This window comes from Brevundimonas sp., assembly GCF_046293315.1.
GTDB lineage: Bacteria > Pseudomonadota > Alphaproteobacteria > Caulobacterales > Caulobacteraceae > Brevundimonas.
The window spans coordinates 1-20591 of record NZ_JBKBPF010000002.1 but is presented as its reverse complement, the minus strand read 5'-3'; the positions used below and the strand labels follow the sequence as shown (position 1 = coordinate 20591).

21 protein-coding genes are annotated in these 20591 nt (G+C 68.4%); 16 read left to right on the top strand and 5 right to left on the bottom strand.

Translation table 11 applies throughout. The features are described 5' to 3' along the window. Positions 1-30: 30 nt before the first annotated feature. The gene (locus tag ACK4SE_RS01865) at positions 31-1062 is read right to left on the bottom strand and encodes a DNA topoisomerase IB (protein WP_409687947.1); all 1032 of its coding nucleotides are present in this window, start codon (positions 1060-1062) and stop codon (positions 31-33) included. 91 nt (positions 1063-1153) lie between these two features. Between ACK4SE_RS01865 and rlmJ the strand changes: the two genes are divergently transcribed. Next, the gene (rlmJ, locus tag ACK4SE_RS01860; RefSeq protein WP_409687944.1) at positions 1154-1978 is read left to right on the top strand and encodes a 23S rRNA (adenine(2030)-N(6))-methyltransferase RlmJ; all 825 of its coding nucleotides are present in this window, start codon (positions 1154-1156) and stop codon (positions 1976-1978) included. Here the strand turns inward: rlmJ and ACK4SE_RS01855 are convergent. Continuing rightward, positions 1975-2946, bottom strand: coding sequence for an endonuclease/exonuclease/phosphatase family protein (locus ACK4SE_RS01855; RefSeq protein WP_409687941.1), 972 nt, complete (start codon positions 2944-2946; stop codon positions 1975-1977). The genes rlmJ and ACK4SE_RS01855 overlap by 4 nt on opposite strands. Before the next feature lie 57 nt (positions 2947-3003). Between ACK4SE_RS01855 and ACK4SE_RS01850 the strand changes: the two genes are divergently transcribed. The 4 genes from ACK4SE_RS01850 (at position 3004) to ACK4SE_RS01835 (ending at position 5617) form a co-directional block, all read left to right on the top strand. After that, complete coding sequence (locus tag ACK4SE_RS01850; RefSeq protein ID WP_409687938.1) at positions 3004-3462, top strand: DUF4112 domain-containing protein; 459 nt, start codon at positions 3004-3006, stop codon at positions 3460-3462. A 64-nt stretch (positions 3463-3526) separates the two neighbouring features. After that, on the top strand, positions 3527-4072 hold the full coding sequence (locus tag ACK4SE_RS01845; RefSeq protein WP_409687935.1) for a sigma-70 family RNA polymerase sigma factor: 546 nt from the start codon (positions 3527-3529) through the stop codon (positions 4070-4072). Next, a complete protein-coding gene (locus ACK4SE_RS01840; RefSeq protein WP_409687932.1) occupies positions 4069-4785 on the top strand; it encodes an anti-sigma factor domain-containing protein in 717 nt (238 codons plus the stop codon). The genes ACK4SE_RS01845 and ACK4SE_RS01840 overlap by 4 nt, the downstream gene beginning before the upstream one ends. A gap of 274 nt (positions 4786-5059) precedes the next feature. Beyond that, positions 5060-5617, top strand: a complete 558-nt coding sequence (locus ACK4SE_RS01835) for a fasciclin domain-containing protein (protein WP_409687929.1) — start codon at positions 5060-5062, stop codon at positions 5615-5617. A 418-nt stretch (positions 5618-6035) separates the two neighbouring features. Here ACK4SE_RS01835 and scpA read toward each other — a convergent pair whose 3' ends face one another. Together scpA and ACK4SE_RS01825 are read right to left on the bottom strand one after the other, a co-directional pair. Then, entirely contained in the window at positions 6036-8192 is a 2157-nt protein-coding gene (gene scpA, locus ACK4SE_RS01830) for a methylmalonyl-CoA mutase (protein WP_409687927.1), read from the bottom strand. Continuing rightward, positions 8189-9625: a methylmalonyl-CoA mutase family protein gene (locus ACK4SE_RS01825; RefSeq protein WP_409687924.1), complete on the bottom strand. Its 1437-nt coding sequence runs from the start codon at positions 9623-9625 to the stop codon at positions 8189-8191. Before ACK4SE_RS01825 ends, scpA begins: the two co-directional genes overlap by 4 nt. Positions 9626-9812: 187 nt before the next feature. Here ACK4SE_RS01825 and ACK4SE_RS01820 point away from each other — a divergent pair, with 187 nt between their 5' ends. The 10 genes from ACK4SE_RS01820 (at position 9813) to ACK4SE_RS01775 (ending at position 19440) form a co-directional block, all read left to right on the top strand. After that, entirely contained in the window at positions 9813-11246 is a 1434-nt protein-coding gene (locus ACK4SE_RS01820) for a DUF2793 domain-containing protein (RefSeq protein ID WP_409687921.1), read from the top strand. Then, positions 11246-11488, top strand: a complete 243-nt coding sequence (locus ACK4SE_RS01815; protein WP_409687918.1) for a hypothetical protein — start codon at positions 11246-11248, stop codon at positions 11486-11488. The genes ACK4SE_RS01820 and ACK4SE_RS01815 overlap by 1 nt, the downstream gene beginning before the upstream one ends. A gap of 235 nt (positions 11489-11723) precedes the next feature. Beyond that, positions 11724-12557: a flagellin gene (locus ACK4SE_RS01810; protein ID WP_409687915.1), complete on the top strand. Its 834-nt coding sequence runs from the start codon at positions 11724-11726 to the stop codon at positions 12555-12557. Positions 12558-12646: 89 nt separating this feature from the next. Then, a complete protein-coding gene (locus ACK4SE_RS01805) occupies positions 12647-12931 on the top strand; it encodes a flagellar protein FlaG (protein WP_409687912.1) in 285 nt (94 codons plus the stop codon). Between the two features lie 135 nt (positions 12932-13066). Further along, on the top strand, positions 13067-13903 hold the full coding sequence (locus ACK4SE_RS01800) for a flagellin (protein WP_409687909.1): 837 nt from the start codon (positions 13067-13069) through the stop codon (positions 13901-13903). Between the two features lie 68 nt (positions 13904-13971). After that, on the top strand, positions 13972-16665 hold the full coding sequence (locus ACK4SE_RS01795; RefSeq protein WP_409687906.1) for a transcriptional regulator: 2694 nt from the start codon (positions 13972-13974) through the stop codon (positions 16663-16665). Between the two features lie 86 nt (positions 16666-16751). Beyond that, on the top strand, positions 16752-17435 hold the full coding sequence (locus ACK4SE_RS01790) for a hypothetical protein (RefSeq protein WP_409687903.1): 684 nt from the start codon (positions 16752-16754) through the stop codon (positions 17433-17435). Further along, entirely contained in the window at positions 17435-17833 is a 399-nt protein-coding gene (locus ACK4SE_RS01785) for a hypothetical protein (RefSeq protein ID WP_409687901.1), read from the top strand. The genes ACK4SE_RS01790 and ACK4SE_RS01785 overlap by 1 nt, the downstream gene beginning before the upstream one ends. A gap of 94 nt (positions 17834-17927) precedes the next feature. After that, positions 17928-18407 (top strand): single-stranded DNA-binding protein, encoded by a 480-nt coding sequence (gene ssb, locus ACK4SE_RS01780; RefSeq protein ID WP_409687899.1) that lies wholly within the window; start codon positions 17928-17930, stop codon positions 18405-18407. Positions 18408-18528: 121 nt separating this feature from the next. After that, positions 18529-19440: a DMT family transporter gene (locus ACK4SE_RS01775; RefSeq protein WP_409687896.1), complete on the top strand. Its 912-nt coding sequence runs from the start codon at positions 18529-18531 to the stop codon at positions 19438-19440. On the opposite strand, the gene ACK4SE_RS01770 is transcribed toward ACK4SE_RS01775, so the two are convergent. Further along, positions 19437-20057, bottom strand: a complete 621-nt coding sequence (locus tag ACK4SE_RS01770) for a superoxide dismutase family protein (RefSeq protein ID WP_409687893.1) — start codon at positions 20055-20057, stop codon at positions 19437-19439. The two genes, ACK4SE_RS01775 and ACK4SE_RS01770, sit on opposite strands and share 4 nt — an antisense overlap. 149 nt (positions 20058-20206) lie before the next feature. On the opposite strand from ACK4SE_RS01770, the gene ACK4SE_RS01765 reads away from it, so the two are divergent. Then, a partial coding sequence (locus tag ACK4SE_RS01765) for a DNA gyrase subunit A (protein WP_409687890.1) occupies positions 20207-20591 on the top strand: 385 nt, incomplete at its 3' end.

The following is a 20591-nucleotide window of genomic DNA, read 5'->3' as shown; positions in this document are numbered from 1 at the left end:
CCGGCCTTTTAGCAAGTCATGCGAACGATTCTATGCGGTTCGCGCAGAATGAGCGTCGAGTGCGCGGATCAGGGCCGGCTCGAACGCCTTGGCGGCCGGGCCGGGCAGGTCGGCCAGACCACCGGTTTCGTGCAGTTCGAAGACAGTGGGATGGACATAGGACGAGCGGCACACGGCGGGCGTGTTGCCCAGAAGGCCGGCCACGGCCTTGAGGCACTGATTGCGCTGCCGCCTCGATTCCGCTTTCGAGGCGGGGGCGTCGCATTCCCGCAGGGCGCGGGCGGCTGAGACGGTCGCCGCCCAGGTGCGGAAGTCCTTGGCGGAGAAATGCTCGCCCATGACGTCGCGGATGTAGGCGTTGACGTCGTCGGAGCTGACCGCGACCAGATCGCCGTCAGCGTCGCGGTATTTGAACAGATGCTGGCCCGGCAGGTCGCGCAGGTCTTTCAGGAGGCGGGCGAGGCGCCGGTCGCGAACCGTGACCGTGTGCTCCACGCCGGACTTGCCGCGAAAGGCGAAAATCAGGGCCGACCCGTCCACCTCCAGATGGCGCTTGTGCAGTGTGGTCAGGCCGAAGCTGCGGTTCTGGCGCGCATACTCCCGGTTGCCGATGCGGATCAGGGTGATCTCCAGCAGCCTGACCGTCGTGGCGACGGCCTTGTCCCGGCTTGAGCCCCGGCGGGACAGGTCTTCCTCGACGCGTCGGCGCAGGCGGGGCAGGGCGCGGGCGAAGTCGGTCAGGCGGTGGAACTTGGCCTCGGAACGGCCCTCGGACCAGTCGGTGTGATAGCGGTACTGCTTGCGCCCTTTGATGTCGCGGCCGGTGGCCTGGATGTGGCCGCGCGCGCGCGGGCAGATCCACACGTCGGTCCAGGCGGGCGGGATGGCCAGGGCGCGGACCCGGGAGAGGATACGGGGGTCGGTCACCGGCTCGCCGTCCGCGCGATGATAGGAGAATCCCTTGCCGCGCCGGACGCGGGTGAGGCCGGGCTGGTCGTCGGCGGACCAGATCAGCCCCTGGGGCATCTGATCCGGGTCGATGAAGGCGGCGCCGTCGGGCATGGGGTGATCTCGGTGGAGGCCAAGCGCGAACACGTGGACGGGGCGTCGGGTTCCGCTTGACGCGAAGGGCCCGGGAGGCGAAGGCGCCGCCATGAACTATCGCCACGCCTATCACGCCGGAAATTTCGCTGATCTGGTCAAGCACGGCCTGCTGCTGTGGCTGATGGGCCGCATTGCGCGCGACGGGGGGCGCCTGCTGGTGGTGGACACCCACGCGGGCTCGGGCCTGTACGATCTGGGCGAGGGCGCTGTGCGCTCAAAGGAGGCGCAGGCGGGGATCGCCCGGCTCATGAGCGCACCGCGTCTGCCGAACGAACTGGCGGAGTTGAAGGCCGCGGTGGCGGGGCGCAACGGGGGCGGCGACACGGTGCGCTGGTATCCCGGCTCGCCCCTTTTGATCGCCGACAGCCTGAGGAAGGGCGACCGCTATGTGGCCTGCGAACTGCGGCCCGAAGAGCATGACCTGCTGGCTGAACGGCTGAAGGGGCGTGAAGGCGTGGAGACGCGGCAGGCGGACGGCTACGAGGTGGTGCGGGCTGTCGCTGTGGGAGATCGGCGGCGACTGGTGCTGATCGACCCGCCGTTCGAGCGGCCGGATGACTATGTGCGCTGCGCCGAGACGGCGGGCGCCCTGATGCGGCGGGATCCGGAGACGGTCATCGCCATCTGGCTGCCCATCAAGGACATGGAGACCTTCGACGGGTTCCTGCGGCGGCTGGCCGATGCCGGAGTGAAACGCGCGCTGGTGGCGGAGGCGCGGCTGAGGCCGCTGACCAATCCCATGCAGATGAACGGCTGCGCCGTGGTGCTGATCAATCCGCCCGAGGGCGCCCAAGCCGTGGCGCAGGGCGTCTGCGAGTGGACCGCCATCGCGCTGGGCGAGCCCGGCGGGCGCGGCGAGGCCTGGTGGACCTAACCTGCCGGGAGGGTCAGATCGACGATGACCGGGCGGTGGTCCGAGCCGGTGGGCGCGCCGAGGCTGCGCGTCGCCACGGCGATGTCGGGTGAGTGATAGATCTGATCGATGGTCATGCGCAGCGGGCCGGGCAAGGCTGCAGGCCAGGTGCCGGGCCAGCCGGGGGCGGGGATCAGGCCGCCCTCTGATCGCAGCATGCGGCCGATGCGCGCCGACGCCACGCTGTTGAAGTCGCCGGCCAGAACCACGGGTTCGGGCGCGCCGTCGATGTGGGTCAACAGGTTCTGCGTCTGGATGATCTGTCCCCACTGGTACTGGAATGGCCACGGACGGGTCAGGTGGACGCCGACGACGCGGACGGGACCGATGGGGGTATCGGCCACCGCCGAGATCATCTGGCGCTCATTGCCTTCGGTGGAGCGGCGCGACAGGGGGTAGCGGGAAGCGATGACCGAGCGGACCGCGTCCTCGCTGCGGACCACGCGCTCGGTGACCTCGCGGTGGGGATAGCCGCCCAGGAGCGCCTCGATGGCCGCGTCGGGGGCTTCGCCGAACTCCACGAGGACGACGATGTCGGCGTCGGCGGCCTCGATGGACGCGTGCATGGCGGCCACGTCATCGTTCATGGCGTAGAGGTTGGCGGCGTATATGCGAAAGCTGGGGCCGTCTTGGGCGGGGGCGGGACCGCCGGGGGCGACCTGCGGCCAGATGGCCAGCGCCAGAAGCAGGCAGGACAGCGCCCCTGTCGCGGCGGGAACCCAGAACCGCAGCAGCAACACGATCACGGTCGCCGCCAGGGTCAGCGGCAGAAGGGGCGCGGGGAACTGGGCCAGGATGTCGACCCAGCGGTGGCCGATGCCGGACAGGGAAGACAGGGCGACAAGGAGGGGCCCGAGGGCCGCGGCGGTCAGGACCGTCTGGACCAGCAAATTCACCGAGCTTTGCAACTGAAGACGTTTGATGGACATTCAAGCGTGGCTTGTGAGGACGGTCGAAGAAACCGCGCAGGCGAGGGAGGGCAGTCCATGGCGAAACGGACCATCCATGATATCGAGAAGGTGTGGTCCCGAGTCGAGGGGGTGCGCAAGCTTTCCGACCGGGTGATCAAGATCGGGCCCTGGGGCGTGGGCATGGACGGCCTGCTGACCTGGATCCCGCTGGTGGGGGGCGCCTACAGCCTCGGCGCCGCAGCCCTGCTGTTCACCAGCGGCCTTCAGGCCAGGGCTTCGCCCCGAACCCTGGCCAAGATGGCGGCCTATCTGCTGTTCGACGTGGCCGTCACGGAGATCCCGGTGGCGGGTTCGGTGGTGGACTTCTTCTTCATCGGGCACCAGTTCGCCGGCCGCGCCCTGCAGAACGAGATCGAGGCCACCCACTGGGTCGAGGCCAACGGGCGCGAGGCGAAGGCCAGCGGCGATCATGCGCGGCATCTGGCCGACATGCGCGCGGCGGGACGCCGCAGGGTCGTGTATCTGCATGACTGATCTTGACCGGACGTAGCCCACGGTCACAATCCCCAAAACTCTGAGGACACGTATGGAAGCGGTGATGACGCGCGAGGCTCTGGCCATCGAGCTTGGCAAGACGGGGCAGGGCGACCGCGCCGCGTTCCAGAGAGTGTACGAGGCGACCTCGTCGAAACTATTGGGCGTATGCCTGCGTATCTTGGGCGACAGGGGGCTCGCCGAGGATGTTTTGCAGGACACCTATCTGACCGTCTGGCGCAGGGCCGAAACCTTTGACGCCACCCGCGCCAGCCCCATCACCTGGCTGGTGACCATCGCGCGCAACCGCGCGATCGACCGCCTGCGCGCGGCCGGCGCCCGGGTCCAGACCCGCCCGGTGGACGACGCCTTCGAGGTGGAGGACGCCGCGCCCCTGGCTTCGGAACAGATCGAAAGCGCCGATGAGGCGCGGCGCCTGAACGGCTGCCTGGAAGAGCTGGACGACAAGGTGGGCGGCGCGATCCGCACGGCCTTCTTTGAAGGCGTGACCTATGACGAACTGTCCCGGCGTCAGGACGTGCCGCTGGGCACCATGAAGAGCTGGATACGGCGCGGGCTGCTCAAGCTGAGGGCCTGTCTGGAACAATGACCGACACCATCGACAAGGACGCCGACGACGTGCTGGCCGGGGAACTGGCCCTGCGGATCCTGCCCCAGGCGGAAGAAGCGACCGCGCGCGACCGTGAACAGAGCGATCCCGAGTTCGCCGGGCGCGTGGCGCGCTGGAACGAGGATCTGGCCCGGCTGGCGGACGAAATCGTCCCGGTGCGCCCGTCCGAGGCCCTGTGGGTGCGCATCGCGGTGGGCGCCTTCGGGGTCGCTGCGGCGAATGACAACAGCCGGCTGGCGTTCTGGAGGCGGTGGGCCATCGGCTCCACCGGTCTGCTGGCGGCCAGCGTGGCGGCGCTGGCGGTGCTGGTGGCGCAGCCGGCCCCCGTGCCCGCACCTGTCGCCCCCCAGGGCGGGGTGACGCGGGTGGCGACCCTGACGCTGGAGAACGGCGCGGCGGCGGTGACCCTGGCCTATGACGCGGCCACCGGGCACCTGTTCGTCGCCCCGACGGACGTCATGGAAGGCGATCCGCGCGTGCCGCACCTGTGGCTGGTCAAGCCGGACGGCGGCGTGCAGCTGGTCGGCGCGTTCCACCCGACCCAGCCGGCGACCCACAATCTGGACGCCGCCCTGGCCTCGGTGGCCGGGCAGGCGATCTCGGTGGCGGTGTCCATGGAGCAGCCGGGCCATACCCCGTCCGCCCAGCCGGACGGCCCTGTGGTGGCCCAGGGCGACATCAGCCAGCTCTGATTGTGCATCCGGCCTAACGGCGCCGTCGTAACTCAGGTTATCGGCGGCGTCGGAGGCTGGTTCGTCTCCGTTGCTCCATACTCTGGCCCGCCGATGCGCGGGGAGACCTTACCTGCCCTTCCGCCGGTCTCCCCGCGCCCTTTTCAAGATCATCTTATGTTGATCATAGATATAATCATTGTCGGATTTGACGATGATTGAGCATCCCTGCGGTGATGCACTTCGTAACTGATTGTGATCGGCAGCAAGTCGGTCGCACTCAGGAGACGAAATCATGAGACATCTGATCACAAAGGTCGCCGTCGCTGCCGTTCTCGCCGGCGGCGTCGCCGCGCCTGCGTTCGCCCTTGACCACCACGGCGGCGGTCACACCCAGACCCACGCCAGCCAGACCATCGTCGATGTGGCCGTCGGCTCGCCCGATCACACCACCCTCGTCACCGCGGTCCAGGCCGCCGGTCTCGGCGAGACCCTGTCGGGCGAAGGCCCCTTCACCGTCTTCGCGCCCACCAATGACGCCTTCGCCAAGCTGCCCGCCGGGACCGTGGAAAGCCTGGTCCAGCCGGCCAATCGCGACGTCCTGACCGCCGTGCTGACCTATCATGTGGTCGCCGGCGAGCTGAAGGCCGCCGACGTGCTGGCCGCCATCGAGGCCGGCGGCGGCAGCGCCACCCTGACCACCGTTCAGGGCGCCGAGCTGACCGCGTCGCTGCAGGGCGAGTCCGTGATCCTGACCGACGCGGCGGGCGGCACGGCCACCGTGACGGCCACCGACCTGGACGCTTCGAACGGCGTGGTTCACGTCATCGACACTGTGATCATGCCGCAGTAAGCCACTGAACTTTCTGCTTTTCTGATCGGGCGGCCGGGTTTTTCCTGGCCGCCCGCATGAGACTCCGGACGCGAAAAACAGTGCAACTGGAGTGCAAGGCCCGGAAAAAAACAGTGTCCGAATTGTCCGAAATGTCCGAAATCCCGTTCGGAGAGTGCGGTTGAGCAGGCGGCGGTCTGAAGCGAAAAACAGTGCAATGGAGTCTCACAGGCTCACGCCCCCGCGCTGGTCCCGGTCGTTGAACGGGGAGTATACGGGCGCCCGGACGCTGTGGGTGCAAACAGGGACCGGATGCGGCTAACGCCTTGAGAACAAAGAGACTGGGCGCCGCAATGCGGCGGTGTATCCGCGGATCGCCGGCGCTGACTTCGCGTATGGATCGCCGGGACGAGCCCGGCGATGACGGGGTCAGGGTGGTCTAGCGCTTCCCGGCGGGGGGCTGGGCGTAGCCGAGGCGGGCGTTGAGCTTGTCCAGCAGGTCCACGGCGCACTCGGCGATGACCGTGCCGGGGGGATAGACCGCCGCGGCGCCGCTTTCGATCAGGGCGGGGATGTCGCCGGGCGGGATGACGCCGCCGACCACGATCATGATGTCGGGGCGGCCCAGCTTCTCGAGCTCGGCCTTTAATTCGGGCACCAGCGTCAGGTGTCCCGCCGCCAGCGACGAGGCGCCGACCACATGGACATTGTTGTCGACCGCCTGTTGCGCGGCCTCGGCGGGAGTCTGGAACAGGGGCCCGGCGTCCACGTCGAAACCGATGTCGCCATAGGCCGAGGCGATGACCTTCTGGCCCCGGTCGTGGCCGTCCTGGCCCAGCTTGGCCACCAGAATGCGGGGCGGGCCGCCGTCGTTCTCCACGAAGGCGGCGACCATGCCGCGCGCGCGGGCCAGTTTCGCGTCGGCCCCGGCCTCGGCGGCGTAGACGCCCTTGACGGTCTTCACCTCGGCCACGTGGCGGCCGAAGGCGGCCTCCATGGCGTCGGACATCTCGCCCACGGTGGCGCGGGCGCGGGCGGCGTCGACGCACAGCTCGAGCAGATTGGCGGTTCCGGCGGCGCCGGTCTTCAGCGCATCCAGCGCGGTCTGGCAGGCGGCTTCGTCCCGCCCGGCGCGCAGGCGCTTGAGCTTGTCGATCTGGCGGGCGCGCACGTCGGCGTTGTCCACCTTCAGCACCGGAATGTCATCGGCCAGGTCGGAGAGGTATTTGTTGACGCCGACGACGGTCTGCTGGCCGGTGTCGATGCGGGCCTGGGTGCGGGCGGCGGCTTCCTCGATGCGCAGCTTGGGGATGCCGGCCTCGATGGCTTTCGCCATGCCGCCGAGGGTTTCCACTTCCTCGATGTGGGCGAGGGCGCGGGCGGCAAGATCGTGGGTCAGGCGCTCCACATAGTATGAGCCGCCCCACAGGTCGGCGCTGTCGGTCATGCCGGTTTCGCGCTGCAGGAAGATCTGGGTATTGCGGGCGATGCGGGCCGAGAAGTCGGTGGGCAGGGCCAGGGCTTCGTCGAGGCTGTTGGTGTGCAGGCTCTGGGTTCCGCCGTGGGCGGCGGCCATGGCCTCGACCGCGGTGCGGGCCACATTGTTGAACACGTCCTGGGCCGCGAGGCTCCAGCCTGAGGTCTGGCAATGGGCGCGCAGGGCCAGGGATTTGGCCGACTTCGGCGCGAACTCGCGCTGGATCAGCGAGGCCCACAGCAGGCGCCCGGCGCGCATCTTGGCCACCTCCATGAAGTGGTTCATGCCGATGGCCCAGAAGAAGGACAGGCGCGGGGCGAAGGCGTCGATATCCATGCCCGCGGCCACGCCCGCGCGGGCGTATTCGACCCCGTCGGCCAGGGTGTAGGCCAGCTCCAGGTCCGCCGTCGCTCCCGCTTCCTGCATATGATAGCCGGAAATGGAGATGGAGTTGAACTTCGGCATCTCGCGCGCGGTGTAGGCGAAGATGTCCGAGATGATCCGCATGGAGGGGGCCGGCGGATAGACGTAGGTGTTGCGGACCATGAACTCCTTGAGGATGTCGTTCTGGATGGTCCCGGTCAGCTTGTCCTTGCTGACGCCCTGTTCCTCGGCGGCGATGATGTAGAGCGCCATGATCGGCAGGACGGCGCCGTTCATGGTCATGGACACGGACATCTGATCCAGCGGGATGCCGTCGAACAAGGTCTGCATGTCGAGGATGGAGTCGATGGCGACCCCGGCCATGCCCACGTCGCCCGCCACGCGCGGATGATCGGAATCATAGCCCCGGTGGGTGGCCAGATCGAAGGCGATGGACAGGCCCTTCTGACCGGCCGCCAGATTGCGGCGGTAGAAGGCGTTGGAGGCCTCGGCCGTGGAGAAGCCCGCGTACTGGCGGATGGTCCACGGGTTGGTCGCGTACATGGACGGATAGGGGCCGCGCAGATAGGGCGCGACGCCGGGCAGGCCGTGGACGAAATCGAGCCCTTCGAGGGCGTCGGGGCCATAGGCCGGATCGACGGTGATCTTTTCGGGCGTGGGCCATCCGGCTCCGTCGACGGGGGCGGACGTTCCGGTCTGGTCGAAGGCCAGGGTGGTGAAGTCGGGCAGGCTCACGGGTGCGCCTCCACATGGTCGGACAGGCGGATGGGGGCAAAGGGCGCGCAGGCGTCGTCGGGGCCGGCCTGACGCACATCGGGCGCGGGGACCCCGTGGACCGGGCGCGGGTCGATGGTCACGGGGTCTTCGTCGGCGGGATAGAGGCTGACGCCAAGGATGGGAGCGGAGCCGTCGCGGGCGGAGGCGATCAGGGCCTCGCGGGCCCCGGCCACGTCGTCGGCAAGCGAGCCTGACAGCAGGGCGGCGGCGAGGCCGCCTTCGGCCTCGATGGCCTGGAAGCGGGCCCAGCCCGCGCGGGCCAGACCGTCGGTCAGTTGCTCGAAGAAGAAGGCGCCGCCCGCCGGGTCGGCCACGCGGCCCAGGTGGCTCTCTTCCATCAGGATCAGCTGGGTGTTGCGGGCCTGACGGCGGGACAGGGGATTGTCGCCGCCCAGAGGGGCGGTGAAGGGATCGAGCACCACGGCCTGGGCGCCGCCTACGGCCCCGGCGAAGGCGGCGGCGGTCAGGCGCAGCAGATTGTTGTGCACGCCCCGGTCGGCCAGCATGCGGGCCGAGGAGCGGAGTTCGATCACCGCAGGGGCGTCCGAGCCGCAGGCTTGCGCGATACGGGCCCAGAGGGCGCGGGCGGCGCGCAGCTTGGCGATCTGCACCGGATAGCGGGCGTCGGCGGACAGGCCCAGCACGATGCGCTTGAGCCCCTCGGCGGGGGCGATGCCGGCGGCCTCAAGGGCGCGCAGATAGGCGACGACGGCGGCGGCCATGGCGCCCAGCTCCTGCGCCTCGGCGCCGCCCGCCTCGTGCACGAAGCGGCCCGAGGCGAGGAACAGGGTCGCCCGGGGATAGGCGCCGGCGTGGCGGGCGCCGGCCTGGGCGGCGGCGTTGACGTGGGCGGCGACGGGTCCGGCGCTGCGGCCTTCACGGGCGAAGGCGGACAGCGGGTCGAGATGGAAGGCGAGGGGGGCCTCGGGCGCGCCCTTGGCCAGCACCGCCAGCCAGTTGGCGACCTCGGCGCCCATGAAGCCTGCGTCCAGGGCCACGGGGGCCAGATCCAGCAGGACGCCGTCGAGGGCGCGGGCCAGATCGTCCTGGGAGCCCACGGCCACGCCGGTGCGGCCCGACGGATCGAGCCGCAGCAGCAACGAGGCCGCGCCGCTGGTCAGGGCGTCATGGGCCAGGGCGTTGGCGCGGGCGGGCTCGGGATGGCCGATGGGGGTGCGCAGATCCCACGGGCGGTCGCGGTCGCCGGACAGGCCCGGGCGGGCGCGCAGGACCGTGCGCTCCGGGTCGGCGGCGTAGAGCGGCTCGATCGCCAGACCGTCGGCGGTGCGGCCGATCAGGGTCTCGAAGGGCGCGCCTTTCAGACCCTTTTCAGCGAGGGCGCGCCAGTCGGCGAGGGACGGGACGGGGAAATCTGGGCTGAGGCTTTTCACGGCGCGAGTGATGGGCCGTAGGCGCCCGGCCCGTCAAGCCGGGCGGAAACAGCGCGTGATAATCCCGCATTTTTCGAGGCCACTTCATTGCCGCACAAGGGTTTGGTCCTCGGGAGAGCCCGATTTCGCCTCACGCGTTCGCGGCGGCCCCACACTGACGCTCACGATCCATCATGGAGGCGAGAGCGTGATCCCAGCCGAATCCCAGTCCAGCGCGAGGCTGGACCTGCCCTATCTGCAGGCCGGGCAGATGCAGAAACATGTGACCCTGAACGAGGCCCTGACGCGGCTGGACGCCCTGGTCCAGTGCGCGGTGGTCAGTCGCTCGGTCAGCGCCCCGCCGACGACCCCGGCCGACGGCGCGCTTTATATCGTGCCCGACGGGGCGACCGGCGCGGCCTGGTCGGCGATGGCTCCGGGCGGGCTGGCGCGGTTCGAGGCGGGCGGCTGGAGGGCGATATCGCCGCCGCAGGGTCTGCGGGCCTTTGTGGTCGATGAGCAGCGGCTTCTGGTGCTTCGGGACGACGGCTGGACGGACGTGGGCGCTGCGCCTGACCGACTGGATAATCTGCAGGGACTGGGCGTCGGCACGGGCTCGGACGAGACCAACGCCTTCGCCGCCAAGCTGAACAGCGCGCTGTGGACGGCGCGGGCCGAGGGCGAGGGCGGCAGCGGCGATCTGCGCTATGTGCTGAACAAGGAAGACGGTGCGAAGACGCTGTCGCTGCTGTTCCAGTCGGGCTGGTCGGGGCGGGCCGAGATCGGGCTGATCGGCGACGACGATCTGGTGCTGAAGGTGTCGCCGGACGGGGCCGCGTGGCGTGAGGCCGTGAGGGTGAATCGTCACACCGGGCGGGTGGGCTTTCCGGTCATGGACGCGCTGCTGCGGCCCGCGACCCAGGACGTGCTGACAGCCTGCGACAATCCGCCGACGCGGGCGCGGACGTTCCGGATGGACGACCTGATCCGCGCACTGGAGGCCGCCGGGGTGTGGGACCGGCTGACCGCGCTGTATCTGACGGCGGCTCACGACGACCAGGCCGCGCGCCTGAATCTGAAGACGCCGGGGCTGTATGATCTGACGCCTGTGAACGGTCCCGTCTTCACGCCGGAGCTTGGCTGGTCGGGCGACGGCGTGGACGGCTGGCTGGACACCGGGCTGAGCGCTTTGGCGTTGGCGGACGGCGGGACCGGTATCGCCGCCGGCGTGTGGCTGGCCGCCAATCCGTCGCCGGGGACCAGCCAGTTCCCGCTGGGGCCCGCGGATGGCGCCGAGACCCTGTCCATGGCCGTCAGTTCGTCGACCGGCAATTTCAGCGCGCGGGCAGGGACAGGCACGCTGGCGGCTTTCGGCGCGGCGCCCGCCGTGATTGGGCACTTCTGCATCAGCCGGACCAGCACGACACATGTTTCCGGGTATCACAACGGGGTCCTGCTCGGCTCCGTCGCCAGCGCCTTCACCGGCTATGGGGGCGGGGCGACAGGGTTGTTGCGGCGGCTCGGCAATTTCCACAGCGGAACGGTGGCGGCGGCGTGGCTGGCCAGGGGTCTCGATGGGGCGCAGGCGGCAGCGCTGCACGCGGCGCTGGCCGCTTGTCTCAACGAAACGGGGGCGGCGTGATGGGGCGCGACCCCCGGCCCGAAGGGGACTGGCGGTTTCGCCGTCTCTATACCTATGCTGCCACGGTGGCCGGCCTGGCCCTGCTGGCGGTGCTGGTGTGGCGGCTGGAGGCGCCGCGCGAGCTGATGTGGGTGGCGGTGGCGCTGATCGTGCGCGACGCCTGGCGGGAGACGCTCTACATCGTCGCGCCGTCGGCCCAGGCCATCGTGGCGGGGCTGGCCGCCTGGCGGGGGCGGGCGTGAGGGCGGGCGGCAATTTCTGCCGGGCGGCAGGCAAGATCTGCAGGGCTGCGGGGCGAAACGGCAGAATGTGCCGGGTCCGGAGTGTGGTAAATCAACCTATAACTCTATTATTTCAATAGGTTGAAGGTTGTCACAAGGCGGCTGAACTGGCCCGGCCCTTGCTTGGAGGAACCCGAGCAAAATGCTCCCGGCAGTCAAAACGACGTCGGACACCTTGAAATAAGGATACCGTGCCATGGCGCTGAACAGCGTTAACACGAACGTGGGCGCAATGATCGCCCTCCAGAACCTCTCCAAAACCAATTCCGAACTGAATACGGTCCAAAACCGGATTAACACCGGCATGAAGATCAATTCGGCCAAGGACAATGGAGCCATCTGGGCCATCGCCCAGAACCAGCGCGCCGAAATGGGCGCCCTGAATGCCGTCAAGGACAGCCTGCAACGCGGTCAGTCGACCGTCGATGTGGCCATGGCCGCCGGCGAGTCCATCTCCGATCTGCTGCTGCAGATGAAGGAGAAGGCCCTGGCCGCGACCGACGAGACCCTGACGACTGCGTCGCGTGACGCCCTGGCCGAGGATTTCAATTCGATCCGCGACCAGATCACCTCGGTGATCGAGAACGCCAAGTTCAACGGCGCCAACCTGCTGGATGGCTCTCTGACCGGCGGCTACAAGGCCCTGGCCTCGGCCGACGGCACCTCGACCATCGACGTGGCCGGCGAAGACATGAGCCTCGCTGGCTCGATCGTCACCCTGGGCGCCTCCGACAGCATCGCCAGCGTGTCCGATGCGTCTACGTCCATGGCGGCGGTTGACGCTTCCATCGCCAACGTCTCGGCCGCCCTGGCCCGGATGGGCACCAGCTCCAAGGCGCTGGGCACCCACCTGACCTTCGTGGGCAAGCTGCAGGACAGCCTGGAAGCCGGTGTCGGCAACCTGGTTGACGCTGACCTGGCCAAGGAGAGCGCGCGACTCACCGCTCTGCAAACCAAGCAACAGCTGGGTGTGCAGGCGCTGTCGATCGCCAACTCCTCGACCTCCATGCTGCTGGGACTGTTCCGCTAATCCAGGAACGGGGAGGGAGCGTCCCCGGACGCTCCCTCCATCTCCCCGCCTTTCGGGAGGCGCCGGCCTGAAGACCGGCGAAATGAGGGATGGATGGACATGCGAGAATAACCCGCGTCGGACTGCCCGCTGTCACCGCCTCGTCGTCCGCAAGCGGCGGCGATCTCGCGGACTCCAGGGCGGCGCAGGAAGCCGAGCGCATCGCGCGTTATCGTCTGGTGATCGAACAGGGGGCCGCCAAGGGGGCCTTCATCTACAAGATCCTGGACCGTGAAACCGGAGAAGTCGTCCGCCAGCTCCCGCGTGAGGAAGTGGCGAAGATCGGCGCCCGGGCCAGCTACGCCGCCGGCGCAGTAATCGACACCGAGGTCTGACAGACCAGGACGTCACCGGACTGCTGACCGCCCGACCCCAGGTCGCGGCGGCGAATGTGGTTAGCGCGCGTTAACCATACGCTCACGACTCGGTCGATAGCGTACCCCCTAGAAAACCTCGGGGGACGAAGACCCATGACCAGCAGCGTTCATACCAACACCTCAGCTCTGATTGCGCTTCAGAACCTGAACCTGACGAATCAGCGGCTCGAAGCCGTGCAGGGGCGGGTGAACACCGGCCTGAAGGTTCAGGGCGCGAAGGACAACGCCTCTATCTGGGCGATCGCCCAGGGGCAGCGCGCGGACATGGGGGCGCTGAGCGCCGTCCAGATGAGCCTGGATCGGGCGACATCGGTCGCCGATGTGGCCCTGTCGGCCGGCGAAACCATCTCCGATCTTCTGAACCAGTTGAAAGAAAAGGTCGTCGCCGCCAACGACGAATCGCTCAAGACGCAGTCTCGGGAGCTGCTTAACGACGATTTCCAGGCGTTGCTGCGGTCCATCAGCCAGGCCGTGCAGAACGCGGAGTTCGACGGGGCCAACCTTCTCGACGGCTCGTTGAGCAACGGCGTCCGCTTCCTCGCCAACGCCGAGGCCGACGCCTTCGTGACGCTCAGCACCCGCAATCTCAGCCTGGGCGGCGGTGTCATCGACCTGACGCTCAGCTCCAATCTGCTGACCATGAGCGATGCGGCCGACGCCCTGGCGGATCTGAACACCTCCATCTCCCAGGTGAACTCCGCCCTGGGCGCGCTGGGTTCCCAGGCCAAGCAGATCGAGGCGCACAACGGCTTCGTTTCCCGCCTCATGGATACGCTGGAGTCCGGCATCGGCAACCTGGTCGATGCGGACCTCGCCAAGGAGAGCGCGCGGCTGACGGCGCTGCAGGTGCAGCAACAACTGGGCGTCCAGGCCCTGTCCATCGCCAACCAGGCGCCGCAGGTGATCCTGTCGCTGTTCCGCGGCGGTTAAGGACGATTGTCCGGACTGCTTAGGGATTTCTTACCCCTGCTTGTGCAGAACTGGGGACGGAGTGTCCCATGATCGACAACAGCTATCTTCTGGGTCTGTTCGGCCAGTCGACCACCTGGGGCGGCGGGACGACCACGACTGCGCGCAAAGCCAAGGCGCAGCCGACCCCGCCCTGGGACTCCACGCGCGAGATTCCGCAGAGCGACCTGCTTCGTTCCGCCCTCGCCGGCCGCAGCCTCTTCAACGATCAGGCCGCACGACTGGATCTGCCCGGCGCCTCGGCGGACTACGGGAAGCTGTTTTCTTTGTATCAGGGGCTGGCCTCGCTGGCCGCCATGGCGGACCGCGCCGGGACCAAGGGCGTGGCGAGCACCGAGCTGTCCCTGCTCAACAAACGGTTCGAGACCGGATTGAGCGAAGTTTCGAACTGGTTGTCCCAGGCCGGCTTTGACGCTTTCAATATGGTTCAGGGCACGTCTTCGTCCTTGTCGAAGAGCACGGCCGCCGTAACGCGCGACACCTCCAAGTCCCTGACCGGCGTGATCCATGAGGGCGCGGTCAGCGATCCTGTGGCGGCGTTCCAGGGGGATGTGCGGTTCCGGATCACAGTCGGCAAGCTGGAGCAGACGGTCCATGTCGACATCGATCTGACCGAGATGGGCGCCCAGACACGCAGCCTCACCAACGTCCTTGGGTTCATCAACGGCAAGCTGGAAGATGCGGGGGTTCAGGCGCGTATCGGCCGGGAGATGATCCCGGCCGAGGAGCGCTCGATCAAGGTCGGCGACAAGACCGTGGCGCTGCCCAATGGCCCCGATCGATGGGCGCTGCTGGTGCGCGGTTCCTCGGTTGAGACCCTGCAGTTTTCGGCTCCGGACACGGCCGACGCGGTCTATGTGACCCAGGGCACTGGCAGCGGAAACCAGTTGCTGAAGTTCACCGACGGCGGCGTGCCGAGCGGCGCGGGCATCGGCGAAACGCACTGGGTCGACGGCCGGCTCGCCCAGGACGGCCTGCCGGAAGGCATCAGCGCCATTCGCGCCTCGGCCACTGACGCGGATGGAAACGTCTGGATGGTGGCGGACCTGTCCGAGGGGCTGGGGAACCAGCCCATCAAGGGAACCAGCGACGTCGCCCTGATGAAATTCGATTCGGCGGGGCGTCTGGTGTTCAGCCGGGCGCTGGGCGCTGCGGATCAGGCGTCGGGCTACGCCCTGGCCATCTCCGACGACGGTCGCGTGGCCGTTGCAGGATCGGTCACGGGCGCGCTGGACAACGGCGCGGCCGGTGCGAACCGGGGCCTGTCGGACAGCTTTGTCACGGTCTTCAATCTGAAGGGCGAGGAGCAGTGGACCCAGCGTCGCGGCGCGACCGCGGCGGACGAGGCCACAGCGGTCACCTTCGGCGCGGACGGCGCGGTCTATGTAGCCGGGCGCGCGCAATCGGCCATGGTCGGGGCCTCGGCCCAGGGCGGATGGGATGGCTATCTGCAGGGCTTCAGCCAGCATCAGGCCTATCCCACGGCGCCCATCACCGGCGGCTTGCAGTTCACCACCCAATTCGGGACGGCGGGCGAGGACTCCGTGGCCTCGATCGCCGTGGACGGAAACAATCTCTATACCGCCGGCGTGGAGAACGGCCGCGCGGTGGTCCGCCACTATGAGCTGAACGGCGCGGGCCAGCCGACGCTGCTCGGCATGCGTGATCTGGGCGCGATGTCGGGCGAGATCGCCGGGATCGCGGTTTCGGACGGGCGGGTCATCGTGGCGGGCACGACGCGAAACGAGAATCTCGCCGCCGGAGCGACCGTGACGACGGGATATTCCGGCGGCACGGATGCGTTCGTCCTGTCCATGGACGGCGATCTCGGCGCCGGTGGAGATCGACTGTCGTTCCATGGCGGGGCCGGAGACGACACCGTGGCCGACGTGAAGGTCCATGACGGCAAGGTCTGGATCACCGGGGTGGCGGACCGCCCGCTCGGCGGCCTCGCCGACGACCCGACGATGGCCTATCTGTCCCGCATCGATCCGGACAGCGGCGCCGTGGAGTGGACCCGGACCTGGAAGGGGGCGGGTGATCAGGCCGTGACCGGGACGATCGCCGTGGCTTCCGGCGGCGCGAGCATCCTGGACCGCCTGGGCCTGCCCACGGGCGTGATCGCGCAAGGCGATTCCAAGCAACTGACGGCCGCCACCTCGCTGCGGGTGGGCGATCGCTTCTATGTGGTCGATTCCAACGGGAGATCCCGCGCCGTAACCATCGAGGCGCGCGACACCCTGCAGACCCTGGCGCGCAAGATCGAGCAGGCGTCCAACATGCAGTTGAAAGTCACGATCGCGTCTGAAGGCGGCGAGGTGAGCGGCAAGGACGGGGAAACGACCCTGACCATGGGCGGCTTCCAGCGCCTGTCGATCCAGGCCCGGGATGGCCGGGAAGGCGCCGTTCTGAGGGCAGGCGAGTCCGGTCGTGACGCCCTGGCAGGACTGGGGTTGAGCCCGGGTTTCGTGGGCAAGACCAGCGGCGCCGATACCAAGAAGACCTATGGCGTCCAGCTGCCGGGCAATCTGAACCTGTCCGGCGTGGATGCCGCCAAACGCGCCGGAGAGGCGATCCTCGCGGCCATGAGCGTGGTTCGCGACGCCTATCGCGGCCTGGCTCCCGCTAACAACACAGCCAAGCCGATCGGGCAGCCGTCCGCCTATATGTCGGCGCAGATCGCCAATTATCAGGCCGCCCTGGACCGCCTGATGGGGGGATAGGGGAAAACCCTCGCTCCGTTTCGCTTGGCGGTTGACGTCACGCCCGCGCCGGGGGTTATTGCCCGCTTCACCCGTGTGAGAGGCTCATGGCGTTTCCCAACGACAACCGCATCATTCTGGCGCTCGGCGCCGTGCTGGCCGTGGTGGCCGCCGTGGTCATCGCCCTGATCTTCACCAACCGGGGCGGCGATGACGGTCCGGAGGTTCCTGAGGAACGGGCCGGTCTGCAACTGGATGTGACCGAGGCTCCGGACCTGGAGCCCACGCGCGAGCTGCGCTGCTTCGTCAACGGCCAGTTCGTCGGCATGGCGACCCTGGCCGACTGCGCCCGTCAGAACGGCGTGGCCACCGAGGCGCTCGACGTGGGTCTCGACGAGACGGGGGCCCTGGCCGCCGCGCCGACCGCCGTGTTCGCGCCGCCGCCGGACGAGCCCCCGCTGGATCTGACGGAACTGGCCGGCGTCAACCCGCCGACCGCATCCCCCGCGACGCCCACGCCTGCGCCGCAGCCGGCCCAGCAGGCGGGCTCGCCCTGTCTGCGCCATGTGGGCGGGGAGTGGCGGCAGCTGTCGAGCGGCATGAGCCAGGCGGCCTGCGTGCAGGCTCTGTTCGCCGGGACCTGCGTGCGACCGGGCGACGCCCAGTACGGCCGCTGGGGGGACCTGACCCTGCGTCTGGTGCCGCGTCGGGTAGAGCAGTCGCAGGACAACAGCCGCTTTCGCACCTTCGCCGAGCAGGACCGCAACTGTCAGTTTCCGGGGCTTCGCTGATGAGAACCTGGATCCTTGGAGCCGCCTGTATGGCGATGGCCGGGCTGGCCGCCTGTTCAAACAGCACCCGGGCGCCGCAAGGCCCGGGCGTCTGCTACCATGTGGTGCAGGACGGCGAAGAGGTGCGCTTCAACGTGCTGGCGGAGGACGTCGAATCCATCGAGTTCTGCGCGGCGCGGCTGGAGGAGATGCGTCTGAATTTCCTCAGGCTGGGCGGATCGACGCAGCAGGTCGCCGGCGCCTATCAGGGCCAGTTCATCTTCATCGAGCGGGCAGGGGTCTATTTCGGCCAGACGCTCGAGGGCGGACGCTTCTTCGCCCTGGCGCGGACAGGCGACGGCCGGCTGGCCATTCCCGGTGTGATCCAGCGCGAACCCGCGCCCGAGGCGGCGGATTGACGCCACGCCTCAGGCGTGAACAATATGTGAACACGGCGTTTCGCCGGGCCGTCGCGCCCGATCCGGAAGGCCTTAATAGGCAAGGAAAAACGTAATGGCGGGCAGCGTCAACAAGGTCATTCTGGTGGGCAATCTCGGGCGCGATCCGGAGATCCGCAATCTGCCGTCCGGCGAGAAGGTCGCCAACCTGTCGCTGGCCACCTCCGAACAGTGGCGCGACAAGGCCAGCGGCGAGCGCAAGGAAAAGACCGAGTGGCACCGGGTCGTGGTGTTCAACGAGAACATCGTCCGCGTGGTCGAGAACTATCTGAAGAAGGGCTCGACCATCTATGTGGAAGGCTCGCTCCAGACGCGCAAATGGACCGATCAGCAAGGCGTGGAGAAATACTCCACGGAGGTGGTGCTGCAGAAATTCCGCGGCGAGCTGACCATGCTGGGCGGCCGCAGCGAGGGCGGCGGGGCCTCTGGGCCGCGCGATGACGACGGCTATTCGTCCGGCTTCTCGACGGGCGGCGCCAACAAGCCCTCGGGTCCCAAGGAAAGCTACGACCTGAACGACGACATCCCGTTCTAGGCCGCGTCCGCCTGCCGCCGCCTTGCGCCCGCCGCCCGGGTGGAAACACCGCAAGGCGGCGGTAGCGGACGATAATAATTTGTGAGGCGCGCCCCCGGCCGCCCCATGGCAAGAGCAGGCCGTGACCCAGTCCCGTTCCGCACTTGCCCCCATCGAGATCGCCGCCATAGCGGCCATCGTGGTGATCTGGGGCGTCAACAATGCTGCGGCCAAGGTGGCGACCGAGAGCCTGCCGCCCCTGTTGACCGGAGCGCTCCGCTTCGGTCTGGCGGCCCTGTGCCTGGCGTGGTTCGTGCGGCCGCCGTTCCCGAACTGGAAGAGCCTGGTTCTGCTGGTTCTGCTGGGCGGGCCGATCCATTTCGCCCTGATCTATCTGGGCTTCTCCATGGCCCATGACGTCACGCCGCTGTCGGTCAGCCTGCAGTTGTGGATTCCCATGACCGCGCTGTTCGCCTTCCTGCTGCTGGGCGAGCGCATCACCGTGCCGGCGGTGCTGGGCATGCTGATCGCCTTTTTCGGGATCGCCTGGATGGTGCTGGACGACCATGCCTTCATGGATCTGCCGGCCATCATGATCGGGGTGGGCGCCAGCGTGGCCTGGGCCCTGACCACCGTGATCGCCCGCCGCACGCGCGCCGTGTCGCCCATGAAGATGCAGGGCCTGCTTGCGGTGACGGCCTTCGTGGTTCTGCTGCCCGCGTCACTGACGTTCGAGACCGGCCAGGTCGTGGCCATGCAGGAGGCGTCGCCCGTGGTGTGGAGCGCGGTGGTCTTCAGCGCGCTGGTCTCCACGGTGATCGCCACCGGGCTGGTGTTCTGGCTGGTGCAGCGGCGAGAGGCGGGGCGGGTGACGCCCTATCTGCTGGCCACGCCGGTGGTGTCCATGCTGGTGGGCTGGGGGGTCATGGACGATGTGCTGACGCCGCAGATCCTGACCGGCGCGGCGCTGACCCTGATCGGGGTGGCCATCGTCGCGGTGGCCGAGCGCGGGCTCCGCGCCGGGGTCGCCCCCGGCGCCAAGGTCGAGGTCTAGCCGCGTTCAACGACCGCGCAGGCGACCCGGTCGCCGGCGCCGCCGATGGGCTGGCTGGTGTGATCGTCAGGATTGGCGTGGATCACGATGGCGGATCCGTCGTCGTCCCAGAGCCACTGGCCGGCGCCGCTCCCGGCGATACGGGCGCGGGTGGTGAAGATTTCCGCCCGGGCCTGGCCGTTCTCGTCAGCGTGGATGTTGGGCAGGTCGCCGTCGTCGGGACCTTGCGGGTTCAGCAGGCCGTGCGGAACCGCCTGGGCGTGGTTGATGTGACCGCCCGCGTTCTGGAAGGCCGCGTCGCCGCAGTCCCCCGTCTCGTGAATGTGGATGCCATGCCAGCCGGGGGTCAGGCCGTTCACCTCGACGCGCATGAGCAGGCCGGTGGGGGCCTGGGTCAGGCTGACCGTGCCGACAGCCTCGCCGTCGTTGTCGCGCAGTTCGACCGTGCCGCTTTCGGTGGTCGTGGCGCGCGTGGCGTCGGTCGACCCCGCGTGGGCGGCGGCGTCACCGGCAGGCGCGGGCCGGGCCGGCGTGGTGGTCGATTCCGTGTCCCCGCAGGACGAGAGTGCTACGGCTCCGACGGCCAGAACGGATGTCATAAGAAGGTTGGCGCGCATGGATCGGCTCCCTGTCCAAAAGCTATGCCCCGTGGGGATGATTGGGCCTGGCGCGCTTTGCCACGCAAGCCCCTGGGTGCTAATGTTTCGGTAACGGAATGCGTTCCGATTCCCGCCCTTTTACGGGCGCTCAGAAAGCCTGAATTCACTTGACCGACGACAGCCAAAACGACGTTCCGTCGACGGGCGCGCACAACGATATCGCCCCCGTCGCCATCGAAGACGAACTGCGCCGCTCATACCTCGATTACGCCATGAGCGTGATCGTCAGCCGGGCGCTGCCTGACGTTCGCGACGGCCTGAAACCTGTGCACCGGCGGATCATCCACGCCATGTACGAGGAAGGCCGGACGGCCGACAAGAAGTACTACAAGTCCGCCAACATCATCGGCGACGTGATGGGCCGCTATCACCCGCACGGCGACAGCGCGATCTATGACGCCCTGGTGCGCATGGCGCAGCCGTTCTCCATGCGGCTGATGATGGTCGATGGTCAGGGCAATTTCGGCTCGGTGGACGGCGATCCCCCGGCGG